Origin of the sequence: Salinicoccus sp. Bachu38, assembly GCF_038561955.2 — a bacterium.
GTDB lineage: Bacteria > Bacillota > Bacilli > Staphylococcales > Salinicoccaceae > Salinicoccus > Salinicoccus bachuensis.
This window is the reverse complement of sequence record NZ_CP138333.2, coordinates 605,674-621,830: the sequence shown is the minus strand read 5'-3', so window position 1 is coordinate 621,830 and position 16,157 is coordinate 605,674. Positions and strand designations below refer to the sequence as shown.

General features: G+C 54.5%; 16 protein-coding genes. 6 read left to right on the top strand and 10 right to left on the bottom strand.

The window, feature by feature from the left end; genetic code table 11:
• Positions 1–68 precede the first annotated feature (68 nt).
• On the bottom strand, positions 69–593 hold the full coding sequence (locus RQP18_RS03180) for a competence protein ComK (RefSeq protein WP_342388714.1): 525 nt from the start codon (positions 591–593) through the stop codon (positions 69–71).
• Positions 594–801: 208 nt separating this feature from the next.
• Here RQP18_RS03180 and RQP18_RS03175 point away from each other — a divergent pair, with 208 nt between their 5' ends.
• From RQP18_RS03175 to RQP18_RS03160, 4 genes are all read left to right on the top strand, one after another.
• Positions 802–1,281 carry a sigma-70 family RNA polymerase sigma factor gene (locus RQP18_RS03175; RefSeq protein ID WP_342388713.1) on the top strand — a complete coding sequence of 160 codons (480 nt, stop codon included), beginning with the start codon at positions 802–804 and terminating at the stop codon, positions 1,279–1,281.
• A gap of 100 nt (positions 1,282–1,381) precedes the next feature.
• The gene (locus tag RQP18_RS03170) at positions 1,382–1,588 is read left to right on the top strand and encodes a spore coat protein (protein WP_342388711.1); all 207 of its coding nucleotides are present in this window, start codon (positions 1,382–1,384) and stop codon (positions 1,586–1,588) included.
• Between the two features lie 60 nt (positions 1,589–1,648).
• Positions 1,649–2,140 (top strand): spore coat protein, encoded by a 492-nt coding sequence (locus tag RQP18_RS03165; protein ID WP_342388710.1) that lies wholly within the window; start codon positions 1,649–1,651, stop codon positions 2,138–2,140.
• 173 nt (positions 2,141–2,313) lie between these two features.
• The gene (locus RQP18_RS03160; protein ID WP_342388709.1) at positions 2,314–2,502 is read left to right on the top strand and encodes a YkvS family protein; all 189 of its coding nucleotides are present in this window, start codon (positions 2,314–2,316) and stop codon (positions 2,500–2,502) included.
• A 738-nt stretch (positions 2,503–3,240) separates the two neighbouring features.
• On the opposite strand, the gene RQP18_RS03155 is transcribed toward RQP18_RS03160, so the two are convergent.
• From RQP18_RS03155 to RQP18_RS03125, 7 genes are all read right to left on the bottom strand, one after another.
• Positions 3,241–4,095, bottom strand: a complete 855-nt coding sequence (locus RQP18_RS03155) for a hypothetical protein (protein WP_342388708.1) — start codon at positions 4,093–4,095, stop codon at positions 3,241–3,243.
• Positions 4,096–4,123: 28 nt separating this feature from the next.
• Positions 4,124–5,479 carry a TrkH family potassium uptake protein gene (locus RQP18_RS03150; protein ID WP_342388707.1) on the bottom strand — a complete coding sequence of 452 codons (1,356 nt, stop codon included), beginning with the start codon at positions 5,477–5,479 and terminating at the stop codon, positions 4,124–4,126.
• 175 nt (positions 5,480–5,654) lie between these two features.
• Positions 5,655–7,265, bottom strand: coding sequence for a trypsin-like peptidase domain-containing protein (locus tag RQP18_RS03145; protein WP_342388706.1), 1,611 nt, complete (start codon positions 7,263–7,265; stop codon positions 5,655–5,657).
• A 44-nt stretch (positions 7,266–7,309) separates the two neighbouring features.
• Positions 7,310–8,113: a TerC family protein gene (locus RQP18_RS03140; RefSeq protein ID WP_342388705.1), complete on the bottom strand. Its 804-nt coding sequence runs from the start codon at positions 8,111–8,113 to the stop codon at positions 7,310–7,312.
• 244 nt (positions 8,114–8,357) lie between these two features.
• On the bottom strand, positions 8,358–9,914 hold the full coding sequence (locus tag RQP18_RS03135; protein ID WP_342388704.1) for a peptide chain release factor 3: 1,557 nt from the start codon (positions 9,912–9,914) through the stop codon (positions 8,358–8,360).
• A 10-nt stretch (positions 9,915–9,924) separates the two neighbouring features.
• Positions 9,925–10,164: a YueH family protein gene (locus tag RQP18_RS03130; RefSeq protein WP_342388703.1), complete on the bottom strand. Its 240-nt coding sequence runs from the start codon at positions 10,162–10,164 to the stop codon at positions 9,925–9,927.
• Positions 10,136–11,638, bottom strand: coding sequence for a UDP-N-acetylmuramoyl-L-alanyl-D-glutamate--2,6-diaminopimelate ligase (locus RQP18_RS03125; protein ID WP_342388702.1), 1,503 nt, complete (start codon positions 11,636–11,638; stop codon positions 10,136–10,138). Before RQP18_RS03125 ends, RQP18_RS03130 begins: the two co-directional genes overlap by 29 nt.
• A gap of 159 nt (positions 11,639–11,797) precedes the next feature.
• On the opposite strand from RQP18_RS03125, the gene RQP18_RS03120 reads away from it, so the two are divergent.
• Both RQP18_RS03120 and RQP18_RS03115 read left to right on the top strand, forming a co-directional pair.
• A complete protein-coding gene (locus RQP18_RS03120) occupies positions 11,798–12,994 on the top strand; it encodes an MFS transporter (protein ID WP_342388701.1) in 1,197 nt (398 codons plus the stop codon).
• A gap of 166 nt (positions 12,995–13,160) precedes the next feature.
• On the top strand, positions 13,161–14,303 hold the full coding sequence (locus RQP18_RS03115) for a CapA family protein (protein WP_342388700.1): 1,143 nt from the start codon (positions 13,161–13,163) through the stop codon (positions 14,301–14,303).
• Between the two features lie 217 nt (positions 14,304–14,520).
• On the opposite strand, the gene RQP18_RS03110 is transcribed toward RQP18_RS03115, so the two are convergent.
• The gene (locus RQP18_RS03110; protein ID WP_342388699.1) at positions 14,521–15,498 is read right to left on the bottom strand and encodes a nuclease-related domain-containing protein; all 978 of its coding nucleotides are present in this window, start codon (positions 15,496–15,498) and stop codon (positions 14,521–14,523) included.
• Between the two features lie 146 nt (positions 15,499–15,644).
• On the bottom strand, positions 15,645–16,079 hold the full coding sequence (locus RQP18_RS03105; protein WP_373446112.1) for a hypothetical protein: 435 nt from the start codon (positions 16,077–16,079) through the stop codon (positions 15,645–15,647).
• Positions 16,080–16,157 lie beyond the last annotated feature (78 nt).

Sequence of the window (16,157 nt, the reverse complement as noted above, 5' to 3'; positions counted from 1 at the left end):
CTCCGTTCACATTATCATTATGCTAAAGATTACCTAAAATGAAAAGTTATAATATACAGAAAAATAAATTATCTGCTGAAATCTGCGCCCTGACCGTTCCTTTGAAGCTGCCGTGTGATGTAGAGTGCGCTCTGTTCCCGGATCTTCGTCGAGCGGTCCAGCACCCGGAGCGCCTTTTCATACTGCTTCTCGCAAAAATTGTAGTCGGCCGCTACCGACTTCATCATACCATGATTGAAGTGGATATCGGTCATCCCCTCCCCTGCCGGCTGGCACATGAGGAAATGGTGGAGATTGATCCAGAATGGATTGCGCGCGCGGCTCGTCGTAATCGGGAACAGGACGAACTGGATGCGCTCGTCGATGACGATCGGGCCCATGCGGTGGATGGCATGCGCCGCTTTCAGATGGGCCCGCCGCGCCGCGAGGTTCGTCCCGTAATAGTAGATGAGCAGCTCGTCGATCAGTGCTTCTGTCGGCTTGTGTGATGGTTGCGGCGCCTCGCCGTGGTAGACCGCCTGGCACAGGAACTCCGCATGCCGGACGGGTTCGATGTAGCAGAGACCCGGATTCAATGATGGTGTCGTAAACATGGTTCACCCCTTTATGTAGTTGCAACCTCAATTATACCCTAACTTCACTTTATATAACATAATATTAACAATATTTAATTAAATGTTAACTTAACTATTATTAGGGGCCTGTTTCGGGGCGGAGGCCCGGGTGCCGTAGGCGGGTTTTTATTCTACGATACAGTTATCCGGAAATAAAAGATGTATCGATGCGTCACAGGACGATGGCATGAACGAGAAGATAAAGGACTATGAACCGATGATCTACAGCATCATGAAGCGCCTCAGCATCCAGTTCGACCAGGATGACTACATGCAGGTGGGCCGCATGGCGGTGTACAATGCGCTTTCCACTTTTGATGACATTGCGGCGAAGGGGGCGACGGAGTCGCAGTTCGTCTATACGCGGATCTACCAGCGGCTGATCGATGAGATACGCAGGGTCTCCCGCTATACGAACGCAGTCAGCGTGACTGCAGATGATCTGCTGGCGGAATCGGTCGGCGGGCGCATGGACAGCCTGTATATGATGGAACTGGAGAGTGCGCGGGGGCTGCTCGGGGAGCATGAGCGGGTGTGGCTCGCCTACACTCTGAAGGGCTACAGTGTGCGCGAGATTGCTGCTGTGACGGGCTTCAGCGTATCGAGTGTGAAGAACTGGCGGGCGTCGGCACGGCGGACACTTCGGGCGATGTATGATGGGGAGTGATGATTAAGTTGTTAGAATATTATTTCTATTGCGTCCCATGGTGTCTATTTTCCCCAGTCATGGTATTCTAGTGCCATAGAGTGAATTGAGGAGGCAAACCATGGCCAAAAAAGACAAGATCGACCTTGAACTCGGTGTCCACGAGACACTGGAACTCCATGAAGTGACGACGCTGCGCCGGTCGACTTTATTGAAAGCCCACATGATGGATTCCATCGTGGAGGATCCGGAGCTCAGGAAACTGCTGCGCAAGGAAAAGCAGATTTCCGAGAAAGCGATTGATGAAATAGAAGCACTATTGCCATAGATGTATCATATGCAAGTCTGAGTGTATAAAAGTGAGACCAGGACCCAGGGAGGCCAAACAATGGAATTCGAAGATATTTTGGATCATGCCGGCAAGAAGCGGGATGAGCTCATCGCCACAGAGCTGCTCGTCTCGTCCAAAGCCACCGTCCGTGCCTATGCCGTTGCACTGACGGAAACCATTTCCCCGGAAGTGCGGGAAATTCTGAAGCGCCAGCTGTCGCAGGCACTGAACCAGCATGCCCGCATCGCCGACTATATGATCGAGCGGGAAATGTATCATCCGTTCGATCTTGAGAAACAGATCAAGAAGGATAAGAAGAAAGTGAAGAAGGCACGCAAGATCGTCGCGGAGAGTGCGCAGCCGAAGAAACGCAATCAGAAGCTGAAGAAGCGCAGCGCCACGGACGATGGTGATGTTTTGAGGGATGTTGCGTCTGAACCGTTTGATTCTAGGGCTGAGGTAGAAAGTGATGCTTCCATGACTGCCGCAGGTGACGCTCGTGAAGCGGACCGCCAGCCGGTTGAATCTGGCAGTGCGCGTACAGAATAATAGTGTGAATGCGCCGGGTACCGGGCGTCTCTGAAGGACGCTGCCGTATCCGGCTTTTTGAAGGCTTGGAGTGTAAGCGGTTACTTTTTATTTTTCCTATTTACGCACTAGGGATTGAAATTTTTACAAAATGTAGTATAATGTCTTACATCATTGTTGTGGAGGTATGTTGCATGGAAGTAGAAGTAGAGGCGGCGAAAGTTGGAAACATTGTAGAGTTTGACGGCATGAGAGGAAAAGTCGAGAAAGTGAACGAAAACTCAGTCATCGTCGACATCACAATCAACGATAGCTTCGACGAACACGAAATGTTTGAAAAGACAGTAGTCAACCACAAAAGGTACAAGATCATCGAAGAGTAGTTCTCTAGCGATCGACAGAGGCGTCCGGCAATCGGGATGTATGAAAGTTTTTCTTAAGGGGTATGTATGACAGATATCGCCGTGTGGCAATATCGATATATGATTATAGATTACAAGGACGTCCGTTGATTTTTTATAGATTTTATAAATAGAGATGAAGGCCACCCTCAGCGGCTGCGGTTATGCAGTGTGCTGGGGGTGGCCTTTTTTTGGTTGGACGGATTGCGAGGGTGGGTCCGGGTTGGGACGTCCAATTCACAGTGGCAGCCGTTCCGGGTGCAAGTTGGACGTCCAATTCTCAGTCGCGGCAGTTCCGATTGCAAGTTGGGCGTCCAATTCACAGTGGCAGCAGTCCCGATTGCAAGTTGGACGTCTAATTCTCAGTCGCAGTGATTCCTGTTGCAAGTTGGGCGGCTAATTCGCAGTGGCAGCGGTTCCGATTGCAAGTTGGGCATCCAATTCACAGTCGCAGCGGTTCCGAGTGCAAGTTGGACGTCTAATTCACAGTCGCGGCAGTTCCGAGTGCAAGTTGGGCGTCCAATTCTCAGTGGCAGCCGTTCCGGGTGCAAGTTGGACGTCCAATTCTCAGTGGCAGCCGTTCCGGGTGCAAGTTGGGCGCCTAATCCACAGTCGCAGCCGTCACCATGGCGAGTTGGGCCGCCCACTCCTCCTTCAACCTGCAAAAAAGCAGCAGCCCCCTATCAAGGGGAGCTGCTGCTCTTCATTTTCATACATATATTATAGATGGTAGTGCACAAGGTCGAGCATGCGGTGATCTTCCGAGAGCTGGGAGACGGAGTGGTCGATGCGGGAAACGGAATGACTCAAATATTCGTAGGTTGTGGTGCGGGTCTTGAAGTTGAGCTCGACGTGCATGACCTTGCCGTTGTGGTGATGGTGGTGTCTCGGGATGTTCTGGTCATCGTTGGCGGTGAAGGTTTCGTGTTCGTCCTCCTCGAGCTCCTCATCGTCACAGCTGCCGGTGATGAGGAGGCCGACGCCTTCCATGTCCTTGATGATGGCACTGATTTCGTCATCGGCATCGGAGATGCAGACGATGACATAGTCGGGATCGTCGGTGTCGTAGATGTAGCGAAGCCAGCGTTTGACCGAGCTGCTGAGTGATGAGACGTGCAGTGTCGGATGCTTCTTCTCCGCTTCGGGGCGGAAGCTGCCGGCATATCCCCCGAGGATGGCGAGCTTCATGCCGTTGACGATGTAGACTTCGTACGGTTCGCCGAAGAAGGGCTCCTTCGTCATCGGATGGGTGATGTTGCAGGTCATCCAAGGGAAGTTGGAGAAGCTCATCGTCCGACGCAGATGGGAAATGTTCGATATATCCTTATGGTTGAAGACGCCGAAATTGTAGCCCATGTAGTTCATGCTGGTGATGGACGGGTTGCGCGGTGCGATGTATTCCATATCGATGCCGAGCGTCCCGCCAAGGTCACACAGGAGGATGTGGTTGTTCTCTTCGAATGATAATCCACGCTTGTACCGGGAGACTTTGGACAGTGTGACGCCGGGCTGCTTGCCGAGCCGACGGTTGATGTGCTGGGTCAGGATGAGGCTGACGCTGAAAAATTCCTGCATGGCGCTCCCTCCTTTCATTGGAAATGGTCTAACCGATCAGAATGCGCTCTTTAGGGAAGTGATACGGCAGTTCCTTCTGACGGCCGGCCATGGTGAACAGGAATGAAATGAACCCGATCCGTCCGATGAACATGAAGATCATGACGACCACCTTGCTCGGTGTGGACAGCTCATCGGTGATGCCGGTGGACAGTCCGCACGTTCCGAATGCGCTGCTCACTTCAAAGATGACATCGATCAGGTCGAAGCGGCTGTCCTCGAACAGGACGACGGAGATGACACCGCCGAAGACGAGAAACACCGCGAGCGTGATGACGGCGAATGCGCGGTGCAGGTCCTCCTTCGCAATCTCCCGGTTGAATATCCGGATATCCGTACGGCCGCGGCTGAATGCGACCAGGAATAGGATCAGTATCGCGAATGTCGTCGTCCGGATGCCGCCGCCGGCGGAACTCGGTGAGGCGCCGATGAACATGAAGGCGCTCATCATCAGCTGGGTGGCATCACTGAACAGGCTGGGATCGACGGTCGTCAGTCCCCCGCTCCGCGTCGTCGCGGAGGCGAACATGCTGTTCATCATCGTCTTGAACCACGAATCGCGGACGAAATAGTTCTGCGATTCCATGATGAAAATGAAGAACGCACCGAGGAAGAAGAGTCCCGCATATGTCAGTGTCGTGAGCTTGGCGAACAGGGTAAAACGGAAGTTCTTATGGTGCTTGCTCAAATAGTTCCTCACTTCGATCAGCACCGGGTATCCGATGGCTCCGAGCATGATCTGTATCATCACCGGCACCTGCAGTATGTAGGCTTCTTCAAACCCGAGCAGGGAGTCGCCGAACAGATCCATCCCGCCGTTGGTCGTGGCGGACACGGACAGGAAGATGCCGTGCATGAGCGAATAGTATATATCATTAGACTCGACCATGAAGTAGGTGACATACATGAACGCGCCAATCGCTTCAATCGCCAGCAGCACCTTGATGATCTCGAGCACAAGTTTGACTGCACCCGAAAATTTATACTGGTTGTTGTCGACTGCAATCTGCATGCGTTCCCGAAGGCCGATGCGGCGCCCGAACAGCACCCATACCATCGTTCCCATCGCCATGATGCCGATGCCGCCCAAGTTCATGATCAGCATGATTGCAAAATACCCCAATGTATTGAAGGTCTCCGAAATATTGACCGAAGTCAGTCCTGTGACCGACAGTGCGGATGCAGCGACGAAGATGGTGTCGATCAGCGCCGTATCCTTGTCTCCCCGATAGAGGACCGGCAGGCTGAGCAGCACGCTCGCCAGCATCAATGCGATGAGATAATACAGAAATATACCGCGTTGTGGACTGAGGGAATCCATGAAGCGCTCCAGCCACTTGAACATTGCAACCCCTTCTTTCAAATGCACGCGTTTCGCATCATATTTTCAAAAATACACTTCATTATCACGCAGGTGCAACACCTGTGTCAAGACGGCTTCGTAATTGCTTTTACAGTACCCTCTTTCACCTTCCGCTATTCATAATAAAAAGCACCGGCCAGTGGCCGGTGCCTGTAATCTATTCCAATGTCGCTGTCGTCTGCTGCAGTTCTCCATCGCGGTAATACTCGATCTGCATCTCTTCGCCCTGTGCCTTTTCGTAGTACAGGTATTTCCTGAGTTCCATCATGTTCTGCACTTCATTGCCGTCCAGCGACACGACGACGTCAAGCGCTTCAAGCCCCGCTGCGTCCGCCGGTGTCCCTTCTTCGACATGGCTGATGATGACGCCCGAGTTCACGTCATCCGGCAGGTTCATTTCATTGACCAGCACTTCTGCCGGGACCGTGTACAGGTCCTGGAGGAGTACACCGAGGTAAGGACGCTGCACTTCGCCATTCTCCTCGAGCTGCGTGACGATCTGCTCGACTTCGTTCACCGGAATGGCGAAGCCGATGCCTTCGACCGTCGGCATGCTGATCTTCATGGAGTTGATGCCGATCAGGTCACCATTCTGGTCGACCAGTGCACCGCCGGAGTTTCCGGGATTGATCGCGGCATCCGTCTGGATCACGTTCGCCTCCCAGTCATAGTTGCCGTCGGTATCGATGTCGACAGGGACGCTCCGGTCGAGTCCGGAGATGATCCCCCGGGACACGGAGCCCGAGAAGGCCTGGCCGAGCGGCGAACCGATCGCTATGGCCGTCTCACCGACGAGCAGCTGGTCGCTGTTGCCGAAGTCGATGGCATTGTCGATGTTGCCGCGCTCGACCCGGACGACTGCAAGGTCCGTCCAGAGGTCGGTGCCGACGATCTCACCGCTCAGCTGGTCTCCGCTTTCAAGGTTGACCTGGAGTTCCGTCGCGCCGTCCACCACGTGGTTGTTCGTGACGATGTAGGCATATTCGTCAGTCAGCTTGTAGATGACACCGGAACCGGTGCCCGCTTCTTCCGGCTCGCTCTCAGGCGTCTCCTGGAGGCCCGGTACGATTTCACCGACCCTCTGCAGGTTGATGATCGAAACGACCGACTGCTTCGCCTTCTGTATGGCGGCCGTCGTGTCGGAGACCTGCTTGTCCGTGTTGCCGCTCTCCTCCTGGAGCTGGTTCTTGATGTCCTCGATCTCCTGCTGGTTCTCCTCGGAGACGCTCTCGTCGGCTGCATCTTCACCGCTGTTGCCGCTGCCTCCACCATCGTTCATGAAGTTGAACAGGAGGAGCATGACGAGTGCACCGAGGAGGCCTGCGATGAAGGGCAGCAGGAAACCGCCGAGGCAGCCCCGGCGCCTGTTGCCGTCATTGCCGTCGCCGCTGCCATCATTGCCTGCAGGGCGATCCGCATCATCCTCACCCGGGGTCATGCCGACAGTGCCGCCCATGCTGGCGGGCGCGCTCCGATCCCTGTACCCTTCCTCACCGGGGGCATATTCCCGTTCCGTTTCCGGTGCCGGTTCATTTTCACGCCGCCTGGCTGCGGCCGGTCTCTCTTCTGTATTGTCTGAAGCTGCCTGAGGTTCGACTCTGTCATTCTGTGGTTCCGATGAAAGGGGATTTCGTCCATCCGTCATATTTTCCTGTGGTGACTGTTCCTGGTCCGATCCATCCATGCGTTCTGAATCATCGCCTGCAAACATTCTCCGCTTCCGGCGATATCTATCTTTTGGAATGATGTGCTTCTCCGATCTTTCCAAAGGCGACCCCTCCTAACTGTTTTGTACCACTCATTATAGAGATTTTAATAATTGCTTTCCACTTTTTTACCGTGGCCTTCATCCTTGCTCAGGAACCAGCCGGCTGAAATGATGATCACCATGACCGCCCAGAAGATCAGCTTCCATGTTGTGGAATGCGGGAAGTCATGCGGTATGACGCCGATCGCATCATGCGCCAGAGTCAGCACCGCAAGCTTCACACCGACCCAGCCGACGATGATGAATGCCGCCACTTCGAGTCCCGGCTTCCGGTTGAGCAGCTCGACGAACCATGTGGCGAAGAACCGCATGATGATGACCCCGATCAGGCCACCGATGAGCATTACGGTATACTGTCCGGCATTGACGCCGAAGAAGTCTCCGCCGACTTCAGGCAGGGCGAGCGCAATGGCTGCGGCTGCAAGTATCGAATCGATGGCAAATGCGATGTCCGCAAGCTCCACCTTGAATACTGTAAACCAGAATCCGCCGCCCTTCTTCTTCGCTTCGTCCAGCGCGATGCCTTCCGTGCCGGCCGTCGGTTCCTCCGGTTCCTTCTCCCCCTGCCTCAGCTTGATGAGGTGGGAGATCGATACGTAGAACAGGTAGAGCGCACCGAGTGCCTGCATCCACCACCACTGGACGAGCCAGACGAGCAGCAGTATGGCGATCATCCGGAAGACGAACGCACCGAGCAGGCCGTAGAACAGCGCCTTCTTCCGGCGTTTCCGGTCCAGGTGCTTGACCATTACGGCAAGTACGACTGCGTTGTCTGCAGCAAGCAGCCCTTCAAGCACGATCAGGACGACGAGCACCCATGCGTACTCCAAAATTATCGCAAAATCCATAGTATTTCCTCCTAAAAGTTGATATGAACGCAAAAAGACCCTGATCGCATGCCAAAAAGGCATACGGTCAAGGTCTCACGATACAATACGATGTATTGCTCAATGCACCGGGATTCATCCGTCATGACGATGCATTGATGGGTCGCCCCATTCGTTACTCCCCTTTTCCGATGAAAAGGTGTACGTCCACTTCCATTACATTCCTAAATATAGACGATGTGACGGCCAAAGTAAAGTATAAATGCTACAGCAGCGTATAGAGTTTTATTTCGGGATACTTCTCGCTGAACCAGCGCATGGCGAACTCGTTCTCGAACAGGAAGACCTGGTTGTCGTAGCGGTCGAGCACGAGGTTCGAGCGCGACGTGCTCATCGCATCCGTGATGGCATCTTCGTTCTCCACCCAGCGGGCAAGCTTCTTGCCGATCGGCTCCATGATGACGTCCGTGTTGTATTCGTTCTTCATGCGGTGTTCGAACACTTCGAACTGCAGCTGCCCGACGGCACCGAGTATCGGCTGGTTCGTGTGCACCGTCTTGTAGTACTGGATGGCACCCTCCTGCACGAGCTGTTCGATGCCCTTGTAGAAGTGCTTCTGCTTCATGACGTTCTTCGCAGACACCTTCATGAACATCTCCGGCGTGAACTGCGGCAGATCCTCAAAGTCGACCTTCTGACCGTCATAGAGCGTATCGCCGATCTGGAAGTTGCCGGTGTCGTACAGTCCGATGATGTCGCCGGCGTATGCCTCGTTGACGGTCTCCGTATCATCGGCCATGAACATCGTCGCCCGGTTGACCTTCGTCTTCCGTCCGGTGCGGGCCAGGGTGACCTCCATGCCGCGCGTGAACTTGCCGGAGACGACGCGCATGAATGCCAGGCGGTCGCGGTGGCGCGGGTCCATGTTGGCCTGGATCTTGAAGATGAAGCCGCTGAAGTCTTCGTTCGTCGGTGCGACCTGCGACTCCTCCTTCGTCTTCCTTGGTGTCGGCATCGGCGCATAGTCGACATACGTATCGAGGAATTCCTCGATGCCGAACGTGGACAGTGCGGAACCGAAGAAGACCGGCGTCAGGTCCCCTCTTGAAATCTTGTCGCGGTCGAAGGCGTCCCCCGCCTCCTCGACGAGCATGAACTCATCGACTGCGGTCTGAAATGCTTCGTCTTCAGCGATCGGGTGGTCCTGCTTCAGTTCATAGTCGTCATCAAGTGCGAGCTTGTCCGCTTCGCGGTACGGGTTGATCGCGCGGTCCTTGCGGTTGATGATGCCGAAGAAGCTTGGCCCCATGCCGATCGGCCACGTCATCGGGTACGTCTCGATTTCGAGTGTGGACTCGATCTCCTCGAGCAGTTCGAACGGCTCCTTGCCGACACGGTCGAGCTTGTTGATGAACGTGAAGATCGGAATGCCGCGCATCTTGCAGACTTTGAAGAGCTTCAGCGTCTGCGGCTCGATTCCTTTTGCGGCATCGATGACCATGACGGCGGAGTCGACTGCCATCAGTGTGCGGTACGTATCCTCAGAGAAGTCCTCGTGCCCCGGGGTATCCAGGATGTTGATCTTATAGCCGTCGAAGTCGAACTGCATGACGGAACTTGTGACACTGATGCCACGCTCCTGCTCCACCTTCATCCAGTCGGAAGTGGCGAACTTGCCGCCCTTCTTCCCCTTGACCGTCCCTGCCTGGCGGATGGCACCGCCGAAGAGCAGCAGCTTCTCCGTCAGCGTCGTCTTCCCGGCATCCGGGTGCGAGATGATGGCGAACGTCTTTCTTTTTTCTATTTCATGAGTGAAATCCATAATTTTCTCCTTACTTTGTAGAGGTTGCTCGGGTAATGTCACGCGCGACTGCTTCGCATTCCGCCTCATCCATCACATTGAACAGATGGAGGACGATCTCCTCGGCCTGGTCCGCTTCACTGAGCGTCCGGCTGTATTCCAGGCTGAAGTTCATATCCGGTATGCTGACGATGCACGTGTTCCGTTCTTCGTGCGGGAAAATGAACACCGGCATCGTGACATCATTGATGGATGTCTGTATCTGTAACATATTCATCCCTCCGGTATTTGCGGTAGGCCCTATCCAGTGCGATCAGGTCGTCGCGGTGCGGCACCTTCACATAGTCCTCCATGATCTGGTACGGCTCGCGGCCCTTGCATGCGAGGACCACCGTGTCGCCGGGCTCCGCGATGTCGATGGCGTATTCGATGCCTTCCGTGCGGTCCGTGAAGGAATGGTAGCTGTCATGCGCCGCACCCGCCTCGAGTGCCTCGACGAGCATCCTTGGGTCGTCATTGGCCGGATTGTCCGGCGTGAAGATCGCCACGTCCGCCCGCGTGGATATGCGCCCCATTTCACGGGCCTTCGACAGGTCACGCTCGCCGGTCATGCCGACGAGGAAGATCAGACGCTGGGTGACGAAGGGCTCGATTGTATCTATGATCTTGTCCAGTGCGTCCGGCGTATGGGCGAAATCGATGATGATGTCGATCGGCAGCGTCTTGTCCAGCACTTCAAGGCGCCCTTCGACCGGTGCCATGTCACTGACGGCGCCGATGATGCGGGGCAGCCGGTACCCCTGCAGCCATTCGCTGATGATGGCGCACATCAGGTTCTGTATATTGAAGTGGCCGATGTACGGCGAATCGACATGGAAGGCGCCTTCCGGCGTATTGAGCGTGAAGTTGAAGCCTTCGAGCGTCCCTTCTATATCCGTCGGATGGAAGTCCGCTTCAGAAGTCATGCCGTAGGTGATCACTTCGTGCGGCGTCATCCTGCTGTAGCGCGCCGCCCATGGATCGTCCTGGTTGAGGATGATGTATTTGCGGTCCTTCATGTTGTGCCCCATCTGGGAGAACAGGAGGCCCTTCGTATAGCCGTACTCATCCATCGTATTGTGGAAATCGAGATGATCCTGCGTCAGGTTCGTGAAGATCGTGATGTCATAGTCGATGCCGAATGTGCGCCCGAGCCCGAGGGCATGCGACGACACCTCCATCGTGAACACTTCCGTCTCCCGCTCATGGGCCTCCTGGATGCGCTTGTGCAGGCGCGTCGTCTCCGGCGTCGTGTTCGTGCTGCCGTAGCGGTCTTCATTGAGCATGAACCCGTTCGTCCCGAGATAGGCGCTGTTCTTGCCGAGTGCCCGGCTCAGATTGTGGATCATCGTCGCCACGGTCGTCTTGCCGTTCGTTCCGGTGACCCCGATCATCGTCTGGGTTTCATGCGGAAAATCATAGATGTACTCCGCAAACAGGGCGGCCACCTTCTCCGGGTCCCGGACGACGAGCAGCCCGACGCCCTCCGGCATCTCCCGGTGGCGATCTGTGACGATGAACCGGCAGCCGGACCGGATGGCCTGTGGAATAAAGTCGAAGCCATCCACCTGGTAGCCTCTGATCGCGACGAATACGGAGTGTCCATCCACTTCGCGTGAATCCATCGTTATGTTTGTCACAGTTTCCGGGAAATCCCCATATGCCTCTTTTATTTTCAGAAGGGAAATCAGAGTCTTCGAATTCATGTTTCCTGCCACCTTTCAACTTTTATATTATACAATAGAAGTGTGGTCTTTAATAGTAGGAATTGACAGATGGAACCGCCCCCAGTATCATCAAACAATGATATAATAGTCCATAAAATATGCTTTATCCATCAAATAATGTTTTAAAAAGGTGACACAATGGCAACCAATGATCATAAGAAAAGATTCTGGAAACTCGCTTTCATCCTCTGCCTGACGGAAATCGTCCGGGGGATGTTCATATTGAGCTACCTGCCCGCACTGCCGACCATCGGCATCATATCGCTCAGCCTGTCCGCCACCGTCATCACGATGCACTACGTCTTCGATGCCGTGACGAACATCTGGCTCGGCTTCCTGATGCGCAAGATCGGCGCGTGGTGGACGATGTTCCTGTCATATGTCGTCGGCATCGGGGCGATGGTCACGGTCATGTTCGACCAGAGCTTCTACGTGCTGCTGATTGCGGCGTGCCTGCTCGGCATCAGCGTCTGTCCGATATGGATCATCGCCCTCTCGAACGTCCAGGACGAGAACCGCGGCCGCGAGATGGGACTCATCTTCTTCGCGTGGCTGTCCGGACTCGGTACCGGCATGGTCATCATGAACTTCCTGATCGGCATATTCGATGCCGCTTCCGTCTATGCGATGGCCGGGGTGTTCCTGATCAACTTCATCGTCTTCCTCGTCATGCCGGGCGACTACAAGGTCCAGACCCGGGACGGCGAGACGGCTGGCCGGCGCAAGCAGCGCCTGCCGCTTCGTGAGACATGGGAGATACTGCGCCACCATATGAGGAACATGCCCGGCATCATGCTGCAGGGGCTCGGCGTCGGCATGCTGCTGCCGGTCCTGCCGACATACATCACGACGCTGCTCGAGCTGAACTATTTCGAATATACCTTTTTCATCCTGCTCGTCTTCGGCATCGTCGGATTCGGCATGACGGTGCTGAGCCGTGCGCTCGATATCCACACCGAGCGCTTCACGCGCAGTGTAATCACCGGCGGATTCCTGATCTATGCCGGCGGCGTCATCTGGTTCAGCACGCTCGAGACGGTGTGGCTGATCTTCATCATCGCAAGCCTCATCGGACTCGCCTACGGCATCATGCTGCCTGCGTGGAATAAATACCTCGCCGGCACGATCGCCAGCAGCCAGAAGGAGGAGTCGTGGGGCGTCATCAGTTCCGTCCAGGGCGTCGGTGCCATGATCGGTCCGATGCTCGGTGGGCTCACGGCCGACATCTTCGGCACCGTGACCGCAACCCTCATGGCGAGCGGCCTGATCTTCGCCGTCCTATTCGCCTACTACGCTGTGCTGTTCTCGTTCAACTGGCGGGCGGCACGGGGCTGAATCAAACATCCGCGACACCATACACTCCTGTTTCCATGCGCAAATGGAAGCAGGGTTTTTATTTTCCTGAAAAGGTCCTGTGCAATTGGTAGGCAAGCCGGGGATTAAGCGGTAGAATGGAAGCAAGCGCTATCGCTGAAGTTCAATTCCAATGGGGTGTTTATATATGATGAAAGTGTTGATGTTCGTGCTGCTGAGCCTGCCGTTCGGCAATGGGGAGGCCGCGGATTACGAAACATACGAGAAGGAGCTTGCGCATGTGTCCGGGGAGACGATACATAATGTGATCAACACCCACTTCCAGACATCGTTCAGCTTCGCGGCGACGGGGGATGTGCTGATCCACGACCACCTGTACGAGGATGTGGAGACGGAATCGGGCTATGATTTCATCTCGCGTGTCGATGAGGTGGCGCCGTACCTGCAGAAGCAGGATCTCGTGTTCATGAACCAGGAGACGCCGATCGGCGGGGAGGCATTGCGCCTGAGCGGCTATCCGGCGTTCAATGCGCCGCTTGAGGCGGCGGATCTGCTCGAGTATTTCGATGCGGACATCGTGTCGCTTGCCAACAACCACACGCTTGATCGGAGCACGGAGGGCGTGGAGCGCACGGCCAATATCCTGAATGAGAAAGAGATCGAGTATGTCGGGGCGAACACGAGTCCCGAGGACGCGGAGCGGAAGCGGATCATGGATGTGAACGGCGTCGAAGTCGGATTCCTCGCCTACACGTATGGGACGAACGGCATCCCGGTGCCGGAGGGTGAGGATCACCTCGTGAACCTGATCGACATGGAGACGATCCTGTCCGACATGGAGGATCTGCGGGATGAGGTCGACATGCTGGTCGTCAGCATGCACCAGGGCGTCGAGTATGAACCGTATCCGCGTGATGAGCATGTCCAGCAGTTCGAGCAGATCGCAGAAGCCGGCGCGGACATTATATTGGGCCACCACCCGCACGTGCTGCAGCCGGTCGACATCTATGAACGGGAGGACGGCGGGGAGACCGTCATCGCCTACTCCCTTGCCAACTTCTTCAGTGCCCAGCAGGATCTCGATACCAAGCTCGGCGGGGTGATCGAATTCGATGTGAACCATAAGATGGGAACGGGCGAGACCACCGTCGAAGGCGTCCGCTTCATGCCGACATACGTCCACAGCGAGGAGTACGACAACTTCGAGCTGGTTCCGCTGGCTGATGCCGATGAATACGGACTGGAGGACGCCGATGGTGTCTATCAGGATGTCAGCGAGCACATGCAGTCGTACACGGATGAGCTGGAAGTCGTAGAATATCTGGAGTGATACGAGGAACGCCCCAAAACCCGGGATGAGAGCTTGGGTTTTGGGGCGTTTTTGTGTGGGGATGGATTGAGGGTTGGTTGGGCTGGGCTTAACTTGCAGTCGGAACGCCTCCCACTGGGAATTAGGGGGTCCAACTTGCAGTCGGAACGCCTCCCACTGGGAATTGGAGGTCCAACTTGCAGTCGGAACGCCTGCCACTGGGAGTTAGCACTTCACCTCATATTATTTTCCTCTTTTCATATTTTGAGTTGTAGCCTTTCACTTTCAGCAACTCCGTGATATCAGTTGTATCGATCACATAGGCAGAATGGCGTCCACGTCTGACGAGTCTGCAGTATTTATTCATATTGAACTCTATTCTTCTTGGATTGAGTTGATTTCCGGTAAGCCAGACCACACTTCTTTTTTCAATCGGCTGTTCCGGAAATAATAAAGCGTAATCAACAATTGCTTTGACAATTTGATACTCGATTGTTTCCTGATGACCACATGATCCACAATGTGAACGGTAACGGTCAAGTGTCAGTTTGTAGCTGCCGCACCGTCCACAATACAATCCCGTCCTGATCCGCCCCGCCTCCACTTCCGGCGTCGCCATCGGGTCGTCGATGATGAAGTTCCGGATGGTATTCGACAAGGCCGCTGCATTGGGGCCGGCATGCCGCCGCGCAATATCGCGCATGTAGTATTTCATCATCGAACGGGTGACGATGTGCTTTTCATTTTCATCCGAATCGATGGTGAGGTTAAAGTTCGGATTGACGAAAGCGACTTTCCTGTCGACATCGAATGGATGGCTGCCGCCATATTTCAACCGGATGAGCTTGCCGGCGGTCCGGCTGGCCTGGGCGAGCGGGTCTTCTGAGATCTGGAAGCCATTGACCGACCAGCTGCCATTCCCGTATTGGTACATGCCGCTGTAGTTCTTGATTTCATTGACGATCAGCCGGTCCTCGCCCACTATCAGCGCATCGATCTGCAGTGTGGCATTCTCGACCTTCAGCCAGAGATCGCGGAAGATCAGCAGCTGTTCATGCCCGACCTCATCCCACAGCCGGTCATATGTCTGCTCACCTTCGAATCCCTGGCGCAGCATCTTCAGCCGTCTCTTCTCCCCTTCCTCCAATTCCGCACGCCGTTCGAGCACTTCGTGAAAATTAAGTTCCTTCGTTTTCTTCCTATCCGTCAAAAACATAAAACACCTCCTATCCTATATATGGTGGAAAATCGCCATTTTGATTTTTTATTTTTGGGCAGTTTTACACTTCCTATAAAATAAAAAGCGACAGCCCCCTGATCCGTCTCCTGGAAATCAGGAAACAGGCCAAGAAGGCTGCCGGTTCATTTCAAATATTCGTTTTCAAACTTCTCATAGAGCTGGTACTCGAAATAATTCCTGTTCGCCGTGATGTAGGCCTCGACCAGGATATAGGCGAAGAATGCATAATAGACCCCGCCGATCAGCCCCCAGTGGCTGCCGCCCAGAAAGAAGAGGAGCAGGCTTGGCAGGATGATGGTAAGGATGAGCAGCGCGATGGCGACATATCGGTAGAAGCTTGTCTGCTTCATCTGCTGCTGGACCGCTTCATCGATTTCCCCGATGAATGTACGGTGGTGCTCCTTTGCTTCCGGATCCAGTTCCTCCAGTTTGTGAGGCGTGAGAAATTCCGTCACCCTCTTCTCTCCGCTGATGTCGTGTTCCTTGTATTTTATTCCGACATTCGGATTCGGTTTGAAAAGATATCTGGAAGCTTTTGTCAATGGGACAGGCATCATTTTTCCTCCTTGTATGATGGTTTGTTTTGGTTTAATATATATGGACATAAAGATGTAACATTCATTCAATTCTAATAT